Source organism: Microcoleus sp. AT9b-C3 (assembly GCF_036705485.1).
GTDB lineage: Bacteria > Cyanobacteriota > Cyanobacteriia > Cyanobacteriales > Microcoleaceae > Microcoleus.
The window spans coordinates 93,888-115,926 of record NZ_JAUBUR010000001.1; the positions used below are offsets into that span (position 1 = coordinate 93,888).

Genomic DNA, 22,039 nt, shown 5'->3' on the forward strand with positions numbered 1-22,039 from the left:
CTTACTCAAAACTCCCTGGGAGGAATTCCCCATGTTTTACCATAAGAAGCCACTACAGTATTACAAAAGACCAGAAAAGCCAGATGCCGTTTACGCCAAGAAAATACAAGAACTAATTGGCGGTACATTTGGCGAAATGACCGTGATGATGCAGTATCTATTTCAAGGTTGGAACTGCCGAGGCCCAGCCAAATATCGCGATATGTTGCTTGATGTCGGTACAGAAGAAATCGGGCATATCGAGATGCTAGCAACTATGATTGCTCACTTGTTAGATAAAGCTCCTGTATCTATGCAAGAAGAAGGTTTCAAGGATGCTGTGGTGGGTGCTGTGATGGGTGGAAACAGCCCGCGAGATGCGATCGCCGCCAGCATGAATCCGCAGCACGCAATTGTATCGGGTTTGGGCGCACTTCCTAGCGACAGCGTAGGGTATCCCTGGAACGGCCGTTATATCGTTGCTAGCGGCAATCTTTTAGCAGATTTTCGCTCGAATTTGCACGCCGAATCGCAAGGAAGATTGCAGGCTGTGCGGATGTATGAAATGTCAGACGATCCGGGCGTGAAAGACACCCTGAGTTTTATGATCGCCCGCGACACGATGCACCAAAATTTGTGGCTGGCGGCGATCGAAGATTTAGAAAGTTCGGGAATGGAAACAACACCCGTTCCGAGTTCCTTCCCGCAAGAGTTGGAAAAATCAGAATTTGCTTATCAGTTTTGGAATCATTCTGAAGGTTCCGAAAGTAGCGAGGGACGCTGGGCGAAAGGCAAATCAATGGACGGCAAAGGCGAGTTTGAATATGTAGCCGATCCCCAACCGTTAGGGCCAGAACCAGTACCGCCGCCGCCCGAACCCAAATTGCACGGCACGGGCATGAAATAGCCCATCAAAAAGTTAATAGTAAGCTGACCAGTCCACCATTGACTAATTAAATAATTAAGGACTAAAGTGCTTACTCCTAACCTAAGAAAAACTAAAGTTCTTACTACTAACGTTGGGTTAGTGGTAAGAACTTTACTCGCTAATTGGCTAATTAATTAGTTAAGGACTTCAGTCCTTGCTACAAACCAGGTTTTGACAATAAGTCTAATAATTAACCACAAATAAGTTATGCAATTGCAAGCAGTAATTCTCGATATTGACGGTACTCTGACGCTCAGCAATGACGCCCACGCCCAAGCTTGGGTAGAGGGATTTGCGGCTTACGGCTACGAGGTGCCGTTCGAGAAAATTCGCCCGCTAATTGGCATGGGAGGCGACAAAGTGATACCCAAAATGGTATCAGGACTTTCCGACGAAGAAGGCGACGGGAAAAAGATTGCACAGCGGCGCAAAGAACTGATTATTAACCGCTTTGCCCCCGACCTTTCTCCAACCCCTGGTTCGCGGGATTTGCTGTTAAAAATGCAGCAAGAAGGATTGCGGCTAATTATTGCTACTTCAGCTACCAATGAAGAACTTTCCGGTTTGCTGAAAGCTGCACAAGTTGACGATTTATTGGATCGAGATCAAGCGGCGACATCTAGCGATGCGGAAGCTTCTAAACCGGAACCGGATATTGTAGAAGCTGCTTTGAGCAAATTGCAGATGGAAGCGAGTCAGACTGTGATGTTAGCTGATACTCCTTACGATATCGAAGCTGCGGGGAAGTGCGGGGTGCCAGTAATTGCTTTTCGGTGCGGAGGTTTCGATGATGCTTCGCTGGCAAATGCTGCGGCAATTTACGATCACCCTGCTGATTTGTTGGCGCATTATGACGATTCTATTTTAGGGAAAAAGGAATTGGTAGCGCGTTGAACTAAGATGGCTAACTGCGGGGCATCGCCCCTAAAGTAGCCTGATCGGCTACAATCCACTCTACCTGATGGGCTTCTGTGATATCTGGAATATCCAGGCGCGCAGCTAATTTGCGAATGACTGCTTCCGGTACAGTTGCTGTGCGCGATCGATTCCGCTGCAATATTTCTTCTAGAGGTACTTCCAGATAAACAATGTGAATTCGCGCTTGATAAGCAGCAAAAAAATTAATTAATTGCTGCCGCATTTGTTTAGTTGTATTCGTGGCGTTCCACACAAAAGAACGCCCCTCATTCATGTATTCGCGCGCTCTTTGTTTGGCGGCTGTCACCACATTTCCAGGTGTTTCGTCTGGAGGGACATTCATCTCTTTTCGCAGTGCATCCAGCGAGATTACTGGCAAATCAGGGAGATTTTTCCGAATCCAATAATCTTTACCGCTTCCTGGCAAGCCAGACATCAAAATTACTTCGCATTTAGTGTCGTCAAATGCTTCGTAATCCGGGTTGCCGTTCTCTTTGCGGAAGTAGATAAATCGGCTGTGTGCTGATGGGAATTGTCGGGGAGAATCCAAACAATCATTTTCTTGACAAAACTCCCGAAATAGTTCTATTTTATCGAGAAGTTCTTGTCTGTCGCTACACTGTCGGCCGCGCACGTCTGCTTCTGCTAAAAGCGCGAGAAAATCGCAGCGGACAACTTGACTGACTTTAATTACAGACTGCTGCGGGTTGGGTTTGTCGATCAGCCAGATGGGTAAACTGCCGAATTTGACGATCGCCACCACTGTTTCGCGAATCTCAAACTGCACGGGCGGCTCGAATTGAGATAAAATTTGTCTGACCATTCTCGCACCTTGGCGGGCGTGACCTTTTGAGCTAATTCTGCCGTCGGCTTCTATTTTTGTAAAGGCTGGTTTGGCGACATCGTGCAGCAAAGCGGCCGCAAAAAGTATCGATCGTTCTTTTTCGGGTAATTGACGCCAATTCGGGGATGAGATTAATGCTTCGCAGACCATTTTAGTATGAATTAAAACGTCTCCTTCGGCGTGATAAATCGGGTCTTGCTGACATCCTTTTAAGTTTTGAATCCAATCGAAATGATTTTGAATGCTGTCCCAATCCAGAAACCAATCGGGGGGTTCGGGACAAAAGGGAAAAGTCCAAGTTGCGGATGGTGATAATACAGCGGTCATGGTTTCACCTGTTTGTTAATATAGTAAGGTGCGCATTGCGCACCCTACTGTCTGTCAGTTAATATGGCAAGGTGCGCATTGCGCACCCTACTGTCTGTCAGTTAATATGGTAAGGTGCGCATTGCGCACCCTACTGTCTGTCAACTAAAATTAAATAAATCTGCGCCTGGACGTAGAATATTCGGTATGATTGGGCGATTGAGCCAATGTCCTTCGGCATTTTTAATAGCTGTCAAAAAGCTGGCACGCACGTATTTGTAACGTGCTTTTACAATTCCCTTTTCTTCTATTTTAATATACAAACCTTCCATAATCTCACTCTTGTCAGTCTCTTTCAAACATCGTTCTTCATCTAATCCCAATTCCCGACTGTACAAACGCAACCGCTCCAAATGTCCAGGTTGAATAAAATTCGACTTGTCCATAAACTGCATCATTTGCTTGGGAGATTTCACCACTCCCGAAAACAACACGGGAACGGACACTAACGGCAGTCCGTTTAACAACTTGCGGCGGGATTCTGTACTCAGAAATTGACTGGTTTCTAAGTCCAGCACGTCGTATTCCATAAAATAGTGCGGCAAAAAATCATAAAAAACAGTGTGTTTGGCATAAAGCCATTCGCCGTAAAGAATGTAGCGATTTCCCAGGACTTCTGCCAGGGCTGGGCTGAGACTGAAAGCCCACTGTTTGAATAAGTTAAAATGTTTTTCCCTCGGTCCACCAGTGAGATAGTGGCCGCGACTTTGCAGCAGCATTTGCCCATCTGGTGCGAAGCTGATGCCTGTATTAGCGCCGTCTACCTTTTCTTCTATAATTAGAGGGCGATCGATCAAAACGCTAAATGGCACGCTGTCGAGATCCTCATCGCCCGGTTGGAAACGCGAACCTTCGATGTGATAAGTTCTAGGATATTTAACAATTTTGAGCATCAGCCCATCCATTTTAGATTTGAGATTTCCGATGCAACCCCATCCATTTTAGATGGTAATTTTAGATTTTAGCTTTTAGAGGCGACCGAATCTATTTAACCATTATAATGGAATGAGCACAAAGGAGCGTGTAAGTTGAAAAATCAAAGTTTTCAGAGCATATCATCAGCACTCGCTGGGATTCTATTAGTAGGCGCGCTACTCATCGGTTTAAACTCTTTTGTCGTCATCAATCCAGGCGAAGCAGGGGTGGTTAGCGTTTTAGGAAAAGCCACAGATGGAGCATTGTTAGAGGGGTTTCACCTCAGACCCCCGCTAATATCCAAGGTAGATGTGTACGATGTAACAGTGCAAAAATTTGAAGTTCCCGCCCAGAGTGCTACTAAAGACCTTCAGGATTTAAATGCTAGTTTTGCGATCAACTTTCGCCTCGATCCTGAGAAAATAGTGGAGATCAGAAGGACTCAAGGAACTTTGGAGAATATAGTCTCAAAAATTATTGCTCCTCAGACGCAAGAAGCATTTAAAACAGCCGCTGCACTGAGAACCGCCGAACAATCTATTACTCAAAGAAGTGAACTGAAGCGAGACTTTGATACTGCGCTGAAGGAAAGGCTATCAAAGTATGATGTAATCGTACTCGATACGAGCGTTGTTAACATTCGATTCTCCACAGATTTTGCAAAAGCGGTTGAGGAGAAACAGGTTGCTGAACAGCGGGCGCAAAGGGCTGTTTATGTGGCTCAGGAAGCAGAACAACAGGCTCAAGCTGACATTAACCGCGCTCAAGGTAGGGCGGAAGCTCAAAGACTTTTGGCGGAAACTTTGAAGGCTCAGGGCGGGAATTTAGTTCTGCAAAAAGAGGCGATCGAAGCTTGGAGAAGCGGCGGGGCTCAGATGCCAAAAGTGCTGGTTATGGGCGCAGGTTCGAGTCGGGTTCCTTTCATTTTTAATATGAGCGATATTCAGGAAGAACCCGATCACCCGGAAGTGACCAACAATTAAAATATGACTGAGGGTAACAAGCCCGGTGTCTCCGAAAATATTGGCTTTGCTAACCAGAAATCTCGCAATAAACCGGGTTTACTCAGAAAGCACACATAAGTCCTATGAGAGTTGCGGGAATATGCTACACTTCTGAAAGCCACAATATAACGACAGTTTGAAACCTGTCGTTATAAAAGCGAAGTCCGCAATTAAAACGCAGGCAACACACTCATTTTAGGAAGCCAGGAGAAATCATGACCCGCGCTATTATGGAAACCGACAAAGGCACAATCAATTTGGAATTGTTCGATGCGGATGCGCCTAACACAGTGAAGAATTTTGTTGACTTGGCGGAAAAAGGTTTTTACGATGGATTGTCCTTTCACCGAGTCATTCCTAACTTTATGATTCAAGGTGGCTGTCCCAAAGGCAATGGAACGGGCGGTCCCGGCTACAAAATCAAGTGCGAAATTAACTCCAACAAACATTTGGCAGGAACTTTATCGATGGCTCACGCAGGCCGCGATACGGGTGGCAGCCAATTCTTTATTTGCCATTCTCCCCAGTCTCATCTAGATGGAGTTCACACAACTTTTGGCAAAACTGAGGATATGTCTGTCGTCAATGCTATCCGCCAAGGTGACAAGATTATTTCCCTCAAAATTGAGCATTAATTTCCAGTAATTTAGTGGCGTTTGTAGTAAGGACGAAGAGTCCTTATTGCAAACAAAACTTGTGAAAATTAATATTTTTAAAATATACAACTTATGACTGTAATAAATGATTCTGGGGTGGTGACAGAGTTAACTGAACTATATTTAAAATACGAAAAAGCTCTTTGTACGAACGATATTGAAACTCTTGATAATTTGTTCTGGGATGCGCCGGAAGTCGTGCGGTTTGGGGTGACGGAGAACCTGTACGGGAGCGATGAGGTGAGGGCTTTTCGTAAAGGACGATCGCCTGCAAATGTCGATCGAGAAATGTTCAACCTCAAAGTCGTGACTTTTGATGCAGACATGGCGGCTGTGACGCTGGAATTTCGCCGTGTAATGGATGGAGTGGTGCGGCTGGGGCGGCAGAGTCAGATGTGGCGGAAGTTTCCTCAAGGGTGGAAGATTGTTTCCGCTCACGTTTCTTTTTTGCCGATGGAGAGATGAGCGGTGATACACCTCCGATCAAGGTGAAATAATTTCCCCTGTCGGTATTTGAATTTGATTATTGTTGAGCCATTTAATTCCGCAGATATTCTTTTTTTCCTTTACTATTAGTGCCTGTCTCTGCCTTGTCACCTATCTTCTGCTTTCTTGGTTCTCCACTTTTGCAGTAGCTTCCTCATTACCGCTATTTTCCCTGCTACGATCCTCTAATACAGTTCATATTTGAGCAAAGTACACGGAATCGATCCATTAAAAACCGGAATCCGCCGCGATGTCCTGAGTCCCACCTTTTTACCCAACTCCTTATTTCCTGTCAAAATAAACGCATTCCAACCTTTAAAACGATGCTTAAAAATATCCCCCAACATCTTGTACAAATCTCCCAATTCGCTAGCATCTCCCAGCCTTTCTCCGTAGGGAGGATTGCAAATCAGAACGCCTCTGTCTGCGGGTGCTTCCAACTGAGATAACTCGGTTTGAGCAAACTGAATCTTACCGGAAATACCAGCTTGCTGCGCGTTCGTGCGAGCTTGAGTTAACATATCGGAATCGCGATCGCACCCTGCAATCACCTCTTTAAGTTCCGGTAACTCACTATTTTCCGCTTCCGCCCACAATTTATCCCACAAAGGTTCGTCAAAATCCCGCCACGTCATAAATCCAAACTTTTCTCGAAACAATCCCGGTGCAATATTCAAAGCCTTTAAAGTCGCTTCCAAAGGCAAAGTTCCAGAACCACACATCGGGTCTAAAAACGGCAAATCTGGCGTCCATTCTGCCATCTCCAACAAAGCCGCAGCTAGGGTTTCTTTGAGGGGAGCAAGCCCCATCGCCGGTCGATATCCCCGGCGGTGCAAACTGCCGCCAGAACTGTCTAAACTTAAAATACAGTTGTCTCGATGAATGTGAATGTTAATTAGTAAATCGGGATGCTCTACATCAACATTAGAACGCTTGTTAAATTGAAGGCGCTGTTGGTCGGCGATCGCATTTTTGACCTGCAAAGCTGTAAAGTGAGTGTGGTTCAACTTTTCGTTGCCGCCGGTGCAGTTTACTGCTAAAGTATTTTCGGGATATAAGTATTCGTCCCAAGGGATTTTCTGCACTTCGCGGTAGAGCATATCCGAGTTGTAACACCGGAATTCGGCGATCGGCATTAGCACTCGAAAAATTGTTCTCGACCAAAGATTGACGCGGTACAATAAAGCGCGATCGCCCGCAAAGTAAACTCCAGTAAAATCTGGCTTGACATCCTCGGCCCCTAAACGTTCTAATTCTTGGGCGGCAATAGTTTCTAAACCGCGCGCAACTGTAGCAAAATATTGATTCATTGATAATTGGTAAGTGGTAATTGGTAATTGCTTTTTCTCGATCGCCCTAAATTATATCAAATCCCGTACCATCGGAATTGTAAAATCGAGTCAACAGTCAACAATCTCCGACGGTGCAACCGCAATTGATATAATTCATCTGCGTTAATCTGTGTTTATCTGCTTGTATCTGCGGTTAAAAAAAGAGAATTTCTAGAACCGCAGATGACAATAGATTGATGCGGATTTACGCAGATTAAGAGAAGAGAGAGATGAATAATTCCGACTCCCGGGAGTGAGTTTCCGCGCACCTCACCCTTGCAAATCACAAACTGTCAGTAATACTCGTGAAATTAAAAGCTTTCACGCGCACTCCGGGCACGACACTACCGCCGTAACGCTTCACCGCACTAACTGCATCCACATCGCGCAACATATCAGGTAAAACTTGATTGAAACGCAGGTTTTTAATCGGATAAGCAATTTTGCCATCCTCAATCCAAAAAGTACCGTCGCGAGTCATCCCCGTTACTTCCAATGTTTTCGGATTAACGTAGCGCACGTACCAAGCTCGACTAACAAAAATTCCTCGCTCGGTTTGAGCAATTAAATCTGCTAAACTTTGGTCGGAACCTGTCATTACGATCGGGTAATAAGCACCTTTTGCCTCTTTACCTTTTTGTGCGGCCCAGTAGCGGGAATAAGACAAACTTTGAGGGACGCCATCTTTGATGATTTCCAAATAGTTATTGCTCAATCCGTCGTCGAAAAAAGTATTCGATCGCAGCAAAGGATGAGCCGGATCGCGCTGCACTTGCACTAACGGGCTAAAAAGTTGTTCCCCCGCGCGGTTTCCCGCTGGTTTTCCCTCTGCATCGGCGATCGACATAAACGATCGCCCCTCATCCGCCGCCCTCGCATCCAAACTCCAAATCACCCACGGTAGCAAGCCCGCAAAAGCAGCGCCGTCAAGGATTACCGGATAAACGCCGGGAGTGATGGGGCGCGGGTTGCGGGATGCGATCGCCCGATCGAGCACTTGTTCTGCTAATTGGGCGATGGGCAATTCGTTGATACTCCAAGCAGTGCTCCTCGCCCAACTAGAACCGTCTTCAACGCGAGCAGTAAAGCTGAAATCCGCATCTGTAGAATGGTTGCAGGCGCGGAGTCCGGTTGACGAGGCGATCGCGTACAGCGACGCCTCAGTGCTCAAAGTGCCCGAACCATGAGCGCCCCCCTGGGAGGATCTGGCGCAAGCTTGCTGCACCATTTGGGCCCGCGCTAGAGGCGATACAGTTGCCGTTGCTGCGTCGAAGGCGGGCGATCGCAAATCGTAGGTTTGAGGCGGCAGCAGCGGCATCCATTCGGGGTCTGCCGGCGCAATTCTGGCCAATTCTTCCGATCGCTTGACGGCAGAGGCGATCGCATCTTCATCAAATTCTGTAACAGCAGCAGAGGCGCTTTTGTTGCCAAAATAGCTAGTAATGCTCAGGCTAAATACAGTTTTGCTAATATTTTGGCTGATTTGATTTTCCGAGAATCTCGAAAGAGATTCCTCGCCAGTAGAGAGACTGACAAATACTGCTTCCGCCGATGACATTTTAACCGTTGAATCCAGCAGAGAGAGTGCTCTGTCTTCGCTTAAAAGTGCAGGTGCTGTTGTTGCAGTCATAATTTATAATCGGATGGCAATTTGTTTTTACTTGAGAATTCCTTGAGCAGTCCTGGACGCAAAACCTCTATACGTAGGGTGCGCATTGCGCACCTTACCGCTTATTCTTGAGTTTCTCTGGGTTATAATGAAAGTTTGTGTAGGAGCGGTTTCAACCGCCGAGTTTTATCAAGAGGGTTTTTAACTATTCGCCTCTTTTTTATTCTAAAAAACTAAGCCCCTCCCCCAATTTGAATATCCCTCACTCGCACCGGCACACAAGCGTGAGTCATCTGAGCGACCTGCATCGGCTCGCCCTTTCCGCATATATTCGTACCGCACTGAACCAGCTCCGAAGCCGGCCCTATCGCATCTATTTGATTCCAGAAATCAGTGCTCATCGCCTGATAAGTGACATCCTTCAACATACCGACAACTTTACCTTTTTCCACCTTCCAAAAAGCATCGCCGCCGAATTGAAAATTGCGCCGCTGCTGGTCGATAGAAAAACTACCAACACCGTCAATTAAAATCCCATCTTCAGTATCAGCAATCATCTCTGCCAAAGTAGCAGTATGGCTGCCGCCCTCCGGGCCCGGCTCCAATCCCAAATTGGGAATTCTCACCATCGGCACGCTCGACCAACTGTCAGCGCAAGCAGAACCGTTGCTGCTACCGCGTCCGAGGCGATAAGCCGTCTCTCTGTCAGTGAGATAATCAACTAAAATTCCATCCTTGACAACGTACCAATCTTGTGATTTTACGCCCTCATCATCGTAACCCATTGTACCGCGGCCGCCCGGTTGAGTGCGATCGCACTTAAAATTCACCCAAGGTGCAGCGTATTGAAGTTTATTTAACTTATCAGTAGTAGCAAAGCTCGTGCCAGCAAAATTAGATTCGTAGCCGTAAACCCGGTCTAATTCAGTTGGATGTCCTACTGATTCGTGGATTGTCAAATACAAATTTGTCGGCTTAAGAATCAGGGATTTGCAAATACCAGCAGGGATTTTAGGAGCGCGGACTTTCTCAATAGCTTCGGCAGCAACTCTTTCGACTTGACTCAACAAATCATCGGGATTAATATGTTCGTAACCGATATTAAGTGGCGGGCGTTCGTAACTGCGACTTTGGGCATCGCCACCCGCAATTGCCGTACAGCCAAAACCCGGATAGCTGCGGTAGATTGTTTGTTCGATTAGCGATCCTTCTGTGGAAGCAAAAACCTTGTCTTCGCGGCTTGACTGCAAAAAAGAAGAAGCTTTTTTGATGCCTTGTGCGCCGTGTGCTAGCAGTTTCTCGTTGATAGTTAGCAGCAGTTCAGCTTTCTCAGCAACGGGTACAGAAAAAGGGTCAATGGTGATGGGAGTAATGTAGGTATCGACATATTTTTCGACAGGCACTAACCGCACCGGTTCCTTTTGAGTTAAGCGGCTGCCTTTAGCGATTTCTACAGCCAAAGCGACTATTCTTGCAACCTCTGCCGGTGTTTTGCTGTGACTGGCGGCAAACCCCCAAGCGCCGTCTAGAAGCACTCGCACGCCAAAACCGGAACTTACATTATCTGACAGTTGACTTAAAGATCGATCGCGCGCGTAAAGATTCTGCCTTCGGTAACTGCAAAAACGCACATCACCGTACTCACAACCTGTTTTCCGAATCAAATCTACAGCCAAATTTGCTAACTCGTTAGCAGAGATTTTTGCAGTTAATTGCACCATAGTTATTCGTCATTAGTCGTTACTTGTTAATTATTATAGCGCTTTTTAATTATTTGAACCATTTTCAACAAGCCTTCTATGGGCGGGCATCCTGCCCGCCCCACAATAAATTCACTCTTTGTGGAACAGGCATCTTGCCTGTGCTTAAAAATAGTACAAAGAGTGAGTTTAATTGCGGGCAGGATACCCACCCCACCATAAATTCACTCTTTGTAGAACAGGCATCTTGCTTGTTGTTTATCATTGGGCCATATCTCAGTTAAATCCTACTCCATCTCCTGCAAAACCCCTGTCAAAATCTCCACAATGCGATCGATATGTTCCTTCTCAATAATCAGCGGTGGCGACAAAGCAATAATATCACCAGTCGTGCGAATTAGCAGCCCTTTTTCATAGCACTGCAAGAAACAATCAAAAGCCCGTTTCCCAGGCTTACCAGCAATAGATTCCAACTCAATACCCGCTACCAGTCCCAAATTGCGAACATCAATTACGTGCCGCACCCCATTCAAAGAATGCACCGCATTTTCCCAATAACCAGCTATCTTATCAGCTCGTTCAAACAGCCTTTCTTCCTCATAAATATCCAGCGTCGCCAGAGCAGCCGCACAAGCCAGAGGATGACCAGAATAAGTATAACCGTGAAAAAGCTCGATCGCATTTTCAGGAGCATTCATAAAAGCGTCGTAAATGCCTTCTTTCACAAACACCGCCCCCATCGGCACCGTACCGTTAGTTATCCCTTTTGCCGCCGTCACAATATCGGGAACCACCCCAAAATATTCCGTTGCAAAACTAGAGCCGAGTCGCCCGAATCCGGTAATTACCTCATCAAAAATCAGCAGAATTCCGTATTTGTCGCAAATCGCCCGCAGTCGCTCCAAATAACCTTTCGGCGGAATCAAAACCCCCGTAGAACCAGCCACCGGTTCCACAATTACCGCTGCAATATTCGACGCATCGTGCAAAGCGACAATCCGCTCCAATTCATCAGCCAAATGCGCTCCCCATTCCGGTTGTTTGCGGCTGAAAGCATTGTGTTCTAAATTGTGAGTGTGAGGCAAATGATCGACTCCCGTCAGCAAACTGCCAAAAAACTTGCGGTTTGTACCGATACCGCCGACAGAAATTCCCCCAAAACCAACGCCGTGATAGCCGCGTTCCCTGCCTATCAATCGTTGGCGAGTTCCTTCACCTTTCACCCGGTGATAAGCAATTGCAATCTTTAACGCAGTTTCTACAGATTCCGAACCAGAATTAGTAAAGAAAACGCGATCGAAATTGCCCGGAATCATCTTTACCAAACGTTCCGCTAATTCAAAAGCACCCGGATGTCCCATCTGAAAAGCCGGAGAGTAATCCAAACGCAAAACCTGCTGTTTAACTGCTTCGGCAATTGTCTCGCGGGCGTGTCCTGCATTCACGCACCACAGCCCCGCAGTACCATCTAAAATTGAGCGGTTATCATCGCTTGTAAAGTGCATATCTTTGGCAGAAACCAACATTCGCGGATTCGCTTTAAACTGTCGGTTGGCAGTGAAGGGCATCCAGTAAGCGTCCATATCTGTCATCATTTTTTTATCCTTTTATATTGATGCTTCTGCATCCAAACTATAACTGGCTCCCGATCGCCGATCGCCCGACGCTTATTATAATTTTACAAAACACCTCTCTCCCTCTTTCTATCTTTTCTATCTCCTCTGCGCCCTCTGCGCCCTCTGCGGTTAGTAAAAAAAATATCATTCACAAATGAAATAAAATCACTGCCGCAATCCTAAATCTTGGCTATGGCTTTCCTAGCGACCGAGATATCAGATAAAAAACCCGGTTCATTAATTAACATAAAAAAAACCGGGTTTTTAAGGAACCTAAAAACTTGATGTTTAATGACACAAACTAGCTAATTCACGATCGCCTCCACAGACTCATGCTGCAACAAACCAGTTAGCATTTTCACAGGCCGCTCCCCGTAGGGCCACGCGAAAGCATGGCGGAAAGCAGCTTCTTGACACGCTTGCAATTGCCGAAAATCAATGATATCTAAAGTTAACAAATTCTCGTACTCGAAAGGCAATCGCACGTTGTGCAATCCCGCGTTGTCGGTACAAATGGCAATATCGACACCAGCTTCAAAACATCGATCGAACACAACCTTCAATTCGCGCATATCCTGCAACGTCCCCGTTTTGAGATAGGTAGTCGGGCAAACTTCCAAGCATTGACCCCTGCGCGCAACTTCTGGCAGCAGTTCAGGATATTTTAACGGAATTTGAATGCCGTGGCCGATACGCATCAGATAGGGCAAAAGTTCGGGATAACAGCCAGAGGTAGTTTCGTAGAGGTGGCCGGTAGTTTTGATGCCGATCGACCTCGCGTACTGGTACAATCCCACAAACTCCTCTAAACGCTCGCCAATAGCAGCATCGCCCCCAGCTAGATCGATCGCACAAACATATTCTCCCATCCCGGCCGCCAAATCTACGATCGCCCGATTCACCTCATAGGGTAAACGCGAGTGCATACACAAAATTTGGCTAGTAACAATCGGACAATCGCTAATTTGACTTGCCTTGCCCACAACCTGTACAATTTCTGCCATCAAATCAATGCGTTCTGACTGTTCCAAATGTTCTGGAGTCCGCAAATAAGGCGTATAGCGCAACTCCAAATAAGCCATATTTTCAAACACGTAAGCGCCCCGCATTAACCGATAGATGAAATAAGGCAAAGTCTCAACAGTTTGAACGCTTTCTACCAGCGTGTGCAGTTCCAAATACTCATTGAGAGTATTGCGCGGACGAGTGTAAAACTCCTCAAACTCCGAGTATTCTTGAAATCGATTAACCATCTCAGCATTGTGGCGATCGAAATACCGCCACAGCACCCTAGGAACGACAGAACCACCCAGATGGCGGTGCAACTCAGCGTGTAAAGTCATGCGATTTTAGATTTTAGATTTTAGATTTTAGATTGAAAGAATTGAAGGATTGAAGGATTGAAGAATTGAAGGATTGAAGAATTTGTAATTTAGTCCTATACGCATCAGTGGCCAGAAACCGGGTTTTCCCCCATACCAGCCAACAACCTCCAGCAGGTAAACTGTTCCACATTTAAGCTGCACATTGGATTCCCATAAAAACTCATCAAATCCTCTCTCATTCTCCCCTCTCCCATTCTCCCCCTCTCGGGCTCTCCCTTCCCAAGTCCCCCGATAGTGCTGGAAGTGGGTTGTTGAGAGCAATACAGCCTCAAGTCTCTCAATTGTAACAAAAATTTATTTGACATCCGGGACACGTTCGTACATAATCGGAGATTGTGTCAACCTGAACTGAACGCGAGAAACCCTTGGCTAACGTAGTTGTGATCGGCGCCCAGTGGGGCGATGAAGGAAAAGGCAAAATTACCGATTTGCTCAGCAAATCCGCAGATATCGTTGTCCGGTACCAAGGGGGCGTCAACGCCGGTCACACCGTGGTAGTTAACGGTCAGACTTTCAAGCTGCATTTAATTCCGTCCGGGATTCTCTACCCTGATAAAGAGTGTATCATCGGCTGCGGCACGGTCATCGACCCTAAAGTTTTAATTGCAGAGTTAGATCAGTTAGAGGCACTGAATATTTCGACAGCCTCGCTGATGATTTCGGAAACTGCTCACGTAACGATGCCCTATCATCGATTAATTGATGTAGCATCGGAAACCCAGCGGGGAAATTATAAAATCGGGACGACGGGACGGGGAATTGGCCCTACTTACGCCGACAAGTCGGAACGCACTGGCATTCGGATGCTAGATTTAATGGACTTGGAAGGGTTGCAAGAACAACTGGAATGGACGATTAATTGTAAAAATGTCCTTCTCGAAAAACTCTACAATTTGCCGCCTTTAAATCCCCAAGATGTAATTGATGAATATCGAGTTTATGCGGAACGTTTGCGGCCGCACGTAGTAGATAGTTCCCTGAAAATTTATGAGGGAATTCACAAGCGGAAAAATATTCTGTTTGAAGGCGCGCAAGGCACTTTATTAGACTTAGACCACGGCACTTATCCTTACGTTACTTCGAGCAATCCCATCGCTGGTGGGGCCTGTGTGGGAACCGGAGTCGGCCCGACAGCGATCGATCGCGTAATTGGCGTAGCAAAAGCTTATACAACCCGCGTCGGAGAAGGCCCCTTCCCTACCGAAATGGTAGATGGAATAGGCGCAATTTTGGGCGATAGAGGTGCAGAATTCGGCACAACAACGGGCAGAAAACGCCGCTGCGGTTGGTTCGACGCAGTAATCGGCCGGTACGCAGTCCGCATCAACGGCCTTGACTGTCTGGCAATTACCAAACTAGATGTTTTGGATGAATTAGAAGAAATAAAAGTTTGCGTTGCTTACGAAATTGACGGCCAAAAATGTGTTGATTTCCCCAAAAGTTCCCGGATATTTGCTCGGTGCAAACCTATTTACGAAACCCTTCCCGGTTGGAAACAGTCTACGGAAGAGTGCCGGAATTTGGAAGATTTACCGCCGCAAGCATTGGATTATCTGAAGTTTTTAGCAGATTTGATGGAAGTGCCGATCGCGATCGTTTCTCTCGGTGCCAGCCGCGACCAAACTATTATTGTAGAAGACCCGATTCACGGGCCGAAACGCGCTTTGCTCTCTGCTGACGGTACGCCTGTAGCAGCACAATCATAACACGTTTAGTTATAATAGATAAAAAAGTCTATCTCATGTGTGACGAGGCTCCAATGACCGATGAAGATCGTCTGATCTACCAACTAACCCTTCATCGAGATTTGGTTGGCTGGGTAATCGGAAAGTTAGCTGAAGCTGGCATTGCCTCCCAGAGAACTACTGGCAACGATCCCAAAGGAGACATTTTGATTGTCGCTCCACATGAGGCCTCGCAAGTAAAAGAAATAATCCGGGATCTTCATAATCAATACACGATAGAAAATATCCAAGATTCACAGTCAACCTTAGAGGAAAGAAAAACCAACTTACCGCATATAGAAATCAAAACCACATACCTTTCAGGAAAAGCAGTTAATGAAATTATTGAGACTGCTACTTTCAGTGCAGTTGTAAGTGCCGATAGAATTTCTTGACCTGGCAAGGCAAAATTTATAAAAGCAGGTATAGCTTATGCAGAAAATATTCCTTTGAACGAGTTTCTCGATGTTTAGTAGCAGGAGTAATCCCAATGTTTGACATCAGTTTTTATTCAGCCAATGGTGAACCGTCCGATAGTGTAAGAATAACAGCAGCTACTTACGAGTGGTTAGCAAAATCAGCATTTTCCAAAATAGGTGGCGAATCAATCGAAACCCAAATTTACCTAGATGACGAAAATGTAATTCTGCCTTTAGTTGAATTAAATCAAGATATTCGCCAGCAGTTCAAGAAAATTTTCAGCGAAGCAATCATCAGTGAAAGCGATGCAGTTCTTACTAAGCTTGGTGATTACCCTTCAAAAGAAGAGTATCAATCAGGAACATACCGTCTGAGAAAAATGCTGGAATTGCTGAAGTGTGTGGAAAACGAAAATTATCAATACCTTCAGCGAATTTAATTGAGCGCGATCGCAATATCACAATTCTGGTAAAATGTGAAAACAATCAACAGAAAGTCACAAAATGGAACTCGCAGTAGAATGTCAAAAGCGGGCAGAAGGCAGCAAACCTAACGCCCTCCGCCGCTCTGGATTGATTCCCGCCGTCCTCTACGGCCACAAAGGATCTGAATCGATTTCCCTTACGATCAAAGCCAAAACAGTTGAAACCCTGCTCAAAAAGCACGTAGTCAACAATGCCCTAATTGACCTCAGCATTCCCGAACTCTCTTGGAGCGGAAAAACCTTGCTGCGGGAAGTTCAAGTTCATCCTTGGAAGGGCTTTCCTTACCACCTGAGCTTTTTCTCCGTAGCAACTCAAGACAGCCTGGAAGTTGAAGTGTCGCTGAATTTTGTCGGCGAAGCTGTCGGCGTCAAGTTAGAAGGCGGCATCTTGGATACCGTGCTGACGCAACTCGCAGTTAAGTGCAAACCAGACAGCATTCCTGAATCAATAGAAGTAGATATTTCTAATTTAAAGGTTGGGGATGCGCTGCACATTCACGAGTTAGTTTTGCCAGCAGGAGTGGTAGCTCTCGGCGAACCAGATCAGGTAGTTGTTAGCGTGCTGGGAATTCAAGCAGGTTCTGAAGCAGAAGACGCAGAAGCAGACGCAGACGCAGCAGCTTGATGAGTAATTCCTAATAGTTGTTAACTAACTAATGGTTGAAGAAAAAGGGCGATCGCTTTCTCGCAAAAGGGCGATCGTTTTTTGCAAAAAAGGCTATTCTCGTTTGGGATCGATCGCACATTTTGCGCCGTTTGTAATATTTTTGAGGCGGACTCCCTTGCCCAGTCCACAAGAAAGCCTCCCACAAGCAAGAACCAGCATTGTTTACTTTGCTTTACAAAACGGGCGATCGACCAGTAGCTACAAAAGTCTGGACGGGCGCGCAAATCTGCCAGAAACCCGGCTGATTCGTAAATATTTAGCCGTAAAATCAAAAAATCAGCCGAGAATCCCGGTTCCTCGCCAGCAGCGGGAATCAAAAAAAATTAAGAATTAGGGGAACAAGCCCGCTACTCTTAGTGTCAAACGCGAGTATAATTGTGAAACGTTTAGACTACCCTATTTAATTCCTGCCTCTGGAGCCGCCGCCCATATGCCATCAACAGTGAATACAGAATCAACAGCGGTTCAATTTAACCAACAGGGAGAAATATACTTATCCCAAGGAAAATTAGAAGAAGCGATCGCCTCCTGCGAGCAAGCTTTGAAGATTCACCCCAATTTTGCACCGGCTTACAAGACTTTGGGCAACGCGCTGCAAGCTCAAGGCAGGATGGAAGAGGCGCGGCACTGGTACGCTAAAGCGATTGAAATAGAACCGAATTTTGCGGAAGTATACGCGAATTTGGGTAGCCTGGGCGCGCAACAGCAAAAATGGCAGGAGGCGATCGGATTTTATCAAAAGGCGATCGCGATTAAGCCGAATTTCGCGGGAGTATACCGGAATTTAGCAAAAGTATTCGGACAAATTAGCAAACCGGAAGAAGCCCAGCAGTGCTGGTATCAAGCATTTAGTTTGGAACCGGAAAAAGTAGCGCCGGGGGAACACTTGAATATGGGCGACGCTTTTTTTCGGCAGGAAAAATTCCCCGAAGCGATCGCTTGTTACGATCGCGCCATAAAATTAAATCCTAATGTGGCTACTGCTTACCAAAACTTGGGCGAAGCGCTCAAAAAACAAGGAAAGTTAGAGGAAGCGACAGCATATTATCGCAAAGCTATTGAACTGAACGCAGCTAATGCGAGAAACGGCAGCGAGGGAGAGCAAACTCTGGCGGGTGCAACTGCGATGAACGGTGCAGTTAAGCAGCAGCCCGCAGCCACCCCAGTGCAGCAGGCAGTTAAGCCGCCAGTGCAGCAGGCAGTTAAGCCGCCAGTGCAGCAGCCAGTTAATTCTACAATTAATATAGAAGATCCAGAAGCATACAAAATACTGGCAGAAGGCTATTTTGCTCAGGGCAAATTGGAACAGGCGATCGCAGCTTGCAAGAAGGCACTGCAAATTAAGCCGGAAGCGCCGCTTTACAAAATGCTGGGCAACGCCCTGCAAGCTGGTGGCAAAATTGATGAAGCTAAAAGTTGCTATGTCAAAGCAATAGAAATTAACCCAAATTTTGCCGAAGCTTATGCTAATTACGGCAGCATTTGTGCGCAGCAGGAACAGTGGCAGCAAGCGGTTTCTGCTTACGAAAAGGCGATCGCCCTGAAACCGGATTTTGCCGGTGCTTTTCGCAATTTTGCCAAACTTTTGACGCAGTTAGGCAAGTCAGAGGAGGCGGCTGAGGCTTGGTATCGAGCATTTGCGATCGACCCCAAGTCGGGCACCGCTGAGGAACACGAGAATTTAGCCAAAACTTTGATCGAGCAAGGTAAGGTAGATAAGGGAATTGAGTGTTACCGACGCGCGGTTGAGTTGAACCCAAATGCCGGCGCCGCTTATCACGAATTGGGGGAAATTCTTAAGGGTCAAGAACAGTGGGAAGCGGCGGTAGAAGCTTACACTAATGCCATTAGAAACAATCCTAATCTTTCTTGGTCGCACAACAATTTAGCTGAGTCGCTGGTTAAGTTGGAACGGTGGGAAGAAGCTGTAAATGCCTACCGCAAAGCGATCGAATTAAATCCTGATTTTAGCTGGTCTCACAACAATTTAGCAGATGTGCTGCTGAAGTTGGAACGGTGGGAAGAAGCTGTAGAGTCTTACCGGAAAGCAACAGAATTAAATCCAGATTTCAGTTGGTCGCACAACTATTTAGCAGACGCCCTGATTAAACTGGGAAGGTGGGAGGAGGCAATTTCGGCTTACCAAAGGTCGATCGAACTCAATCCTGACCATTTTTGGGCGCACAACAATTTAGCAGAAGCGCTGGTGAATTTGGAACGGTGGGATGAGGCAGTTGTTGCCTACCGGCGTGCTAACGAAGTTAATCCAAATTTCTTCTGGTCGCAGAGCAAATTGGGCGACGCGCTGGTAGAAATGGAAAGGTGGGAGGAAGCGATCGATGTTTACCGACGCGCGGCCGAGTTAAATCCTGATTTTCCGTGGACTTATTACAACATGGGAACGGCTTTTGAGAAGCTGGAACGGTGGGATGAGTCGATCGCCGCTTACCGCCGCGCTGCGGAAATTCAGGCTGATTTGCCGTGGCTTTCGCAAAAGTTGGCTGATGCTTTGAGGATGCGATCGCAGTGGGACTTGAAGGATGCTATGCGTTTGTACCGGCGGGCGATTCAGGATAATCGTGATGACGTGCAGTTGTATCACAAGGCCCTGGAGATTGCGCCGAATGATGCTGACCTTTATGTTGAGTTGGCGGATGCTTTGGTGCGGAAGAATTGGCCGGATGGGGCGATCGTCTTTTATCAGATGGCATTGCAGATTCGGCCTGATGACAAGGCAATTGCTGGGCGGTTAGAAGAGGTGTTAAAAAAAAAGGGAATAACTAAAGCCCCAGGGGGCGATAGGACTCCTGGGGATGCTGTGGATTACCACAAATTAGGTGAGATTCTTCAGGGAGAAGGTAAAATAGATGAGGCTATTGTCGCATACAAAAAAGCAATAGAAGTTAACCCGAATTACTTTGGAACTCACCACAATTTAGGAGACCTTTATCAGCAAAAGTACAAGTTGGATGAAGCGGCAACTTCCTACCAGAGGGCTATTGAACAGAATCCAGGCTTTGCATGGTCATATCACAACTTAGGGGATACTCTGTTGCGGCAAGAAAAATTTGAAGAAGCCGCTACCGCCTATCGCAAAGCCCTTGAAATCGACCCAAACTTTGCGTGGGCTAACTACAATTTGGGGCGAGTATTAAACCAACAGAATAAGCTCTATGAAGCGCTAGGTTACTACCAGAGGGCTAATGAACTCAATCCTCAATTATTTCCTCTAGACTTGGATGTTTTGCGGGAAGGGCTACTGCAAAGCCAAGATGCTTATAGCAGGTGGCGGGCTCAGAATTGCCCCAGAGAAGCAGACTTGCGGCAGATTGCTGAAACAGTAAAATTGTTGAATTACAAGCCTCTGATCAGCGTAATTGTACCAGTGTACAACACGCCGGAAAATTTTCTGAGGGAGGCGATAGACTCAGTTCGGAATCAAGTCTATCCTTACTGGGAATTGTGCATCGCGGACGATGCTTCCACTGCTCCTCACGTCAAGAAAATTTTGTCAGAGTATGCGGATAAAGATGGTCGAATCAAAGTTGTTTATAGAACCGAAAACGGTCATATTTCCCGCGCATCTAATTCAGCATTGGAGGTGGCAGAAGGGGAGTTTGTTTCGCTCCTAGATCACGACGACTTGCTGACGCCAGATGCGCTGTATGAAGTGGCGTTGATGTTGAACAGCCATCCAGAAGCGGACATGATATATTCCGATGAAGATAAGCTGACTGCTGATGAGAAGCTCATGGGGCCGTATTTCAAGCCTGATTGGTGTCCCGACTCGTTCCTGTCTCGGATGTACACTTGCCATTTAGGGACTTACAGGCGATCGATTATCGAGGAAATTGAAGGTTTTAGAGCTGGTTTTGAAGGCGCTCAGGATTATGATTTGGTTTTGAGGTTTACCGAAAAAACTAACAAAATTTATCACATCCCAAAAGTCCTCTATCACTGGCGCATGCACTCTGGTTCGACTGCTAGCAGTTCGGAGGCAAAGCCTTATGCTTATGAAGCCTCAATGAAAACTCTGCAAGAAGCTATTGAAAGGAGGGGCGAACCGGGCAAGGTGGAGGGAGTGCCGGACTATTTAGGACACTACATCGTCCGCTACAAAATCGCTGACTACAAGTTGGTAAGCATAATTATTCCTACAAGGAATCTGGGCCACATTTTAGATAAATGCCTAGAATCTATCTTCACTAAGAGTCTGTACCCAAATTATGAAGTTATAGTTATCGACAACGGCAGCACGGAGTTAGAGACGGTTCAAGTAATTGCTAAATGGACAGCGAAGGAACCCGATCGGTTTAGGTGTTACCCGTTTGACATTCCCTTCAATTTTTCTAAGATTAATAACTACGGGGTTAGCAAAGCGCAGGGAGATTATTTGTTATTTTTGAATAATGATACAGAGGTGATTACTCCCGATTGGCTCGAGGCGATGGTGGAGCAAGCTCAAAGGTCTTCTATCGGCGCTGTGGGAGTTAAGTTGCTATATGCTGACAACACCATCCAACACGTTGGAGTTGTGCTTGGAGTTGGCGGGGTTGCCGGCCACATATACCTCGGTTTTCCCGCTAATTTCCCTGGATATTTCAGCAATGTGGTGGGGATGAACAATCTGTCAGCGGTGACAGGCGCGTGTTTGATGTGCCGCCGTGAGGTATTTGAGAGTGTGGGGGGATTTGATGAGGAACTAGCAGTAGCCTATAATGATGTGGATTTATGCTTGAAAATGGTTGAGCAAGGCTATAAAAATATTTACGTGCCTCATGTTTCTCTCTACCACCACGAATCAAAAAGTCGTGGTTACGAAGATACGGCGGAAAAGAAAGAAAGGTTGCAAAAAGAGGCAGATATTCTAGGAAAAAGATGGCAAAAATATATTGAAAATGATCCTTGTTATAGCCCGCATTTAACTAGGGAGCGTCAGGATTTCAGCATTAGAGCATAAGACTAGGCCGACCAAAAAGTCAAGTTCAAGTACACAATAACTTGGTA

18 protein-coding genes are annotated in these 22,039 nt (G+C 46.2%); 11 read left to right on the forward strand and 7 right to left on the reverse strand.

The window, feature by feature from the left end; translation table 11 throughout:
• Nucleotides 1–31 precede the first annotated feature (31 nt).
• Entirely contained in the window at nucleotides 32–886 is an 855-nt protein-coding gene (locus QUB77_RS00380) for a manganese catalase family protein (protein ID WP_333059134.1), read from the forward strand.
• Between the two features lie 228 nt (nucleotides 887–1,114).
• On the forward strand, nucleotides 1,115–1,801 hold the full coding sequence (locus QUB77_RS00385) for an HAD family hydrolase (protein ID WP_333169436.1): 687 nt from the start codon (nucleotides 1,115–1,117) through the stop codon (nucleotides 1,799–1,801).
• Between the two features lie 10 nt (nucleotides 1,802–1,811).
• On the opposite strand, the gene QUB77_RS00390 is transcribed toward QUB77_RS00385, so the two are convergent.
• Both QUB77_RS00390 and QUB77_RS00395 read right to left on the reverse strand, forming a co-directional pair.
• Nucleotides 1,812–2,996, reverse strand: coding sequence for an AAA family ATPase (locus QUB77_RS00390; protein ID WP_333169439.1), 1,185 nt, complete (start codon nucleotides 2,994–2,996; stop codon nucleotides 1,812–1,814).
• 140 nt (nucleotides 2,997–3,136) lie between these two features.
• The gene (locus QUB77_RS00395; protein ID WP_333169441.1) at nucleotides 3,137–3,928 is read right to left on the reverse strand and encodes an RNA ligase family protein; all 792 of its coding nucleotides are present in this window, start codon (nucleotides 3,926–3,928) and stop codon (nucleotides 3,137–3,139) included.
• A 135-nt stretch (nucleotides 3,929–4,063) separates the two neighbouring features.
• On the opposite strand from QUB77_RS00395, the gene QUB77_RS00400 reads away from it, so the two are divergent.
• The 3 genes from QUB77_RS00400 (at nucleotide 4,064) to hpxZ (ending at nucleotide 6,075) form a co-directional block, all read left to right on the forward strand.
• Complete coding sequence (locus QUB77_RS00400) at nucleotides 4,064–4,933, forward strand: prohibitin family protein (protein WP_333169443.1); 870 nt, start codon at nucleotides 4,064–4,066, stop codon at nucleotides 4,931–4,933.
• A gap of 236 nt (nucleotides 4,934–5,169) precedes the next feature.
• Nucleotides 5,170–5,589, forward strand: coding sequence for a peptidylprolyl isomerase (locus QUB77_RS00405; RefSeq protein WP_190732048.1), 420 nt, complete (start codon nucleotides 5,170–5,172; stop codon nucleotides 5,587–5,589).
• A 93-nt stretch (nucleotides 5,590–5,682) separates the two neighbouring features.
• Entirely contained in the window at nucleotides 5,683–6,075 is a 393-nt protein-coding gene (gene hpxZ / locus QUB77_RS00410; RefSeq protein WP_333169446.1) for an oxalurate catabolism protein HpxZ, read from the forward strand.
• 206 nt (nucleotides 6,076–6,281) lie between these two features.
• Here hpxZ and QUB77_RS00415 read toward each other — a convergent pair whose 3' ends face one another.
• The 5 genes from QUB77_RS00415 to QUB77_RS00435 form a co-directional block, all read right to left on the reverse strand.
• Nucleotides 6,282–7,406 (reverse strand): THUMP domain-containing protein, encoded by a 1,125-nt coding sequence (locus tag QUB77_RS00415; protein WP_333169447.1) that lies wholly within the window; start codon nucleotides 7,404–7,406, stop codon nucleotides 6,282–6,284.
• 304 nt (nucleotides 7,407–7,710) lie between these two features.
• Nucleotides 7,711–9,057 (reverse strand): TldD/PmbA family protein, encoded by a 1,347-nt coding sequence (locus QUB77_RS00420; RefSeq protein WP_333169448.1) that lies wholly within the window; start codon nucleotides 9,055–9,057, stop codon nucleotides 7,711–7,713.
• A 212-nt stretch (nucleotides 9,058–9,269) separates the two neighbouring features.
• Entirely contained in the window at nucleotides 9,270–10,757 is a 1,488-nt protein-coding gene (locus tag QUB77_RS00425) for a TldD/PmbA family protein (protein ID WP_333169450.1), read from the reverse strand.
• Between the two features lie 266 nt (nucleotides 10,758–11,023).
• Nucleotides 11,024–12,331 carry an aspartate aminotransferase family protein gene (locus tag QUB77_RS00430; RefSeq protein WP_333169452.1) on the reverse strand — a complete coding sequence of 436 codons (1,308 nt, stop codon included), beginning with the start codon at nucleotides 12,329–12,331 and terminating at the stop codon, nucleotides 11,024–11,026.
• 326 nt (nucleotides 12,332–12,657) lie between these two features.
• The gene (locus QUB77_RS00435; protein WP_333169454.1) at nucleotides 12,658–13,695 is read right to left on the reverse strand and encodes an adenosine deaminase; all 1,038 of its coding nucleotides are present in this window, start codon (nucleotides 13,693–13,695) and stop codon (nucleotides 12,658–12,660) included.
• A gap of 407 nt (nucleotides 13,696–14,102) precedes the next feature.
• On the opposite strand from QUB77_RS00435, the gene QUB77_RS00440 reads away from it, so the two are divergent.
• From QUB77_RS00440 to QUB77_RS00465, 6 genes are all read left to right on the forward strand, one after another.
• Nucleotides 14,103–15,443, forward strand: coding sequence for an adenylosuccinate synthase (locus tag QUB77_RS00440; protein WP_333169456.1), 1,341 nt, complete (start codon nucleotides 14,103–14,105; stop codon nucleotides 15,441–15,443).
• Nucleotides 15,444–15,496: 53 nt separating this feature from the next.
• A complete protein-coding gene (locus QUB77_RS00445) occupies nucleotides 15,497–15,856 on the forward strand; it encodes a hypothetical protein (RefSeq protein WP_333169457.1) in 360 nt (119 codons plus the stop codon).
• A 95-nt stretch (nucleotides 15,857–15,951) separates the two neighbouring features.
• Nucleotides 15,952–16,320, forward strand: a complete 369-nt coding sequence (locus QUB77_RS00450) for a hypothetical protein (RefSeq protein WP_333169459.1) — start codon at nucleotides 15,952–15,954, stop codon at nucleotides 16,318–16,320.
• Between the two features lie 64 nt (nucleotides 16,321–16,384).
• Nucleotides 16,385–16,990 (forward strand): 50S ribosomal protein L25/general stress protein Ctc, encoded by a 606-nt coding sequence (locus QUB77_RS00455; protein ID WP_333169461.1) that lies wholly within the window; start codon nucleotides 16,385–16,387, stop codon nucleotides 16,988–16,990.
• A 31-nt stretch (nucleotides 16,991–17,021) separates the two neighbouring features.
• Nucleotides 17,022–17,366 carry a hypothetical protein gene (locus tag QUB77_RS00460; protein ID WP_333169463.1) on the forward strand — a complete coding sequence of 115 codons (345 nt, stop codon included), beginning with the start codon at nucleotides 17,022–17,024 and terminating at the stop codon, nucleotides 17,364–17,366.
• Between the two features lie 96 nt (nucleotides 17,367–17,462).
• Nucleotides 17,463–21,992, forward strand: a complete 4,530-nt coding sequence (locus QUB77_RS00465) for a tetratricopeptide repeat protein (protein ID WP_333169465.1) — start codon at nucleotides 17,463–17,465, stop codon at nucleotides 21,990–21,992.
• Nucleotides 21,993–22,039: the final 47 nt, after the last annotated feature.

Bases quoted from the DNA above. Each gene is read 5' to 3' on its own strand.
- QUB77_RS00445 (WP_333169457.1), top strand. From the start codon at position 15,497: ATGACCGATGAAGATCGTCTGATCTACCAACTAACCCTTCATCGAGAT.
- QUB77_RS00425 (WP_333169450.1), bottom strand. From the start codon at position 10,757: ATGGTGCAATTAACTGCAAAAATCTCTGCTAACGAGTTAGCAAATTTG.
- QUB77_RS00415 (WP_333169447.1), bottom strand. From the start codon at position 7,406: ATGAATCAATATTTTGCTACAGTTGCGCGCGGTTTAGAAACTATTGCC.
- QUB77_RS00385 (WP_333169436.1), top strand. From the start codon at position 1,115: ATGCAATTGCAAGCAGTAATTCTCGATATTGACGGTACTCTGACGCTC.
- QUB77_RS00460 (WP_333169463.1), top strand. From the start codon at position 17,022: ATGGTTGAAGAAAAAGGGCGATCGCTTTCTCGCAAAAGGGCGATCGTT.
- QUB77_RS00405 (WP_190732048.1), top strand. From the start codon at position 5,170: ATGACCCGCGCTATTATGGAAACCGACAAAGGCACAATCAATTTGGAA.
- QUB77_RS00395 (WP_333169441.1), bottom strand. From the start codon at position 3,928: ATGCTCAAAATTGTTAAATATCCTAGAACTTATCACATCGAAGGTTCG.
- QUB77_RS00380 (WP_333059134.1), top strand. From the start codon at position 32: ATGTTTTACCATAAGAAGCCACTACAGTATTACAAAAGACCAGAAAAG.
- QUB77_RS00455 (WP_333169461.1), top strand. From the start codon at position 16,385: ATGGAACTCGCAGTAGAATGTCAAAAGCGGGCAGAAGGCAGCAAACCT.
- QUB77_RS00450 (WP_333169459.1), top strand. From the start codon at position 15,952: ATGTTTGACATCAGTTTTTATTCAGCCAATGGTGAACCGTCCGATAGT.
- QUB77_RS00420 (WP_333169448.1), bottom strand. From the start codon at position 9,057: ATGACTGCAACAACAGCACCTGCACTTTTAAGCGAAGACAGAGCACTC.
- QUB77_RS00435 (WP_333169454.1), bottom strand. From the start codon at position 13,695: ATGACTTTACACGCTGAGTTGCACCGCCATCTGGGTGGTTCTGTCGTT.
- QUB77_RS00390 (WP_333169439.1), bottom strand. From the start codon at position 2,996: ATGACCGCTGTATTATCACCATCCGCAACTTGGACTTTTCCCTTTTGT.
- hpxZ (WP_333169446.1), top strand. From the start codon at position 5,683: ATGACTGTAATAAATGATTCTGGGGTGGTGACAGAGTTAACTGAACTA.
- QUB77_RS00465 (WP_333169465.1), top strand. From the start codon at position 17,463: ATGCCATCAACAGTGAATACAGAATCAACAGCGGTTCAATTTAACCAA.
- QUB77_RS00430 (WP_333169452.1), bottom strand. From the start codon at position 12,331: ATGATGACAGATATGGACGCTTACTGGATGCCCTTCACTGCCAACCGA.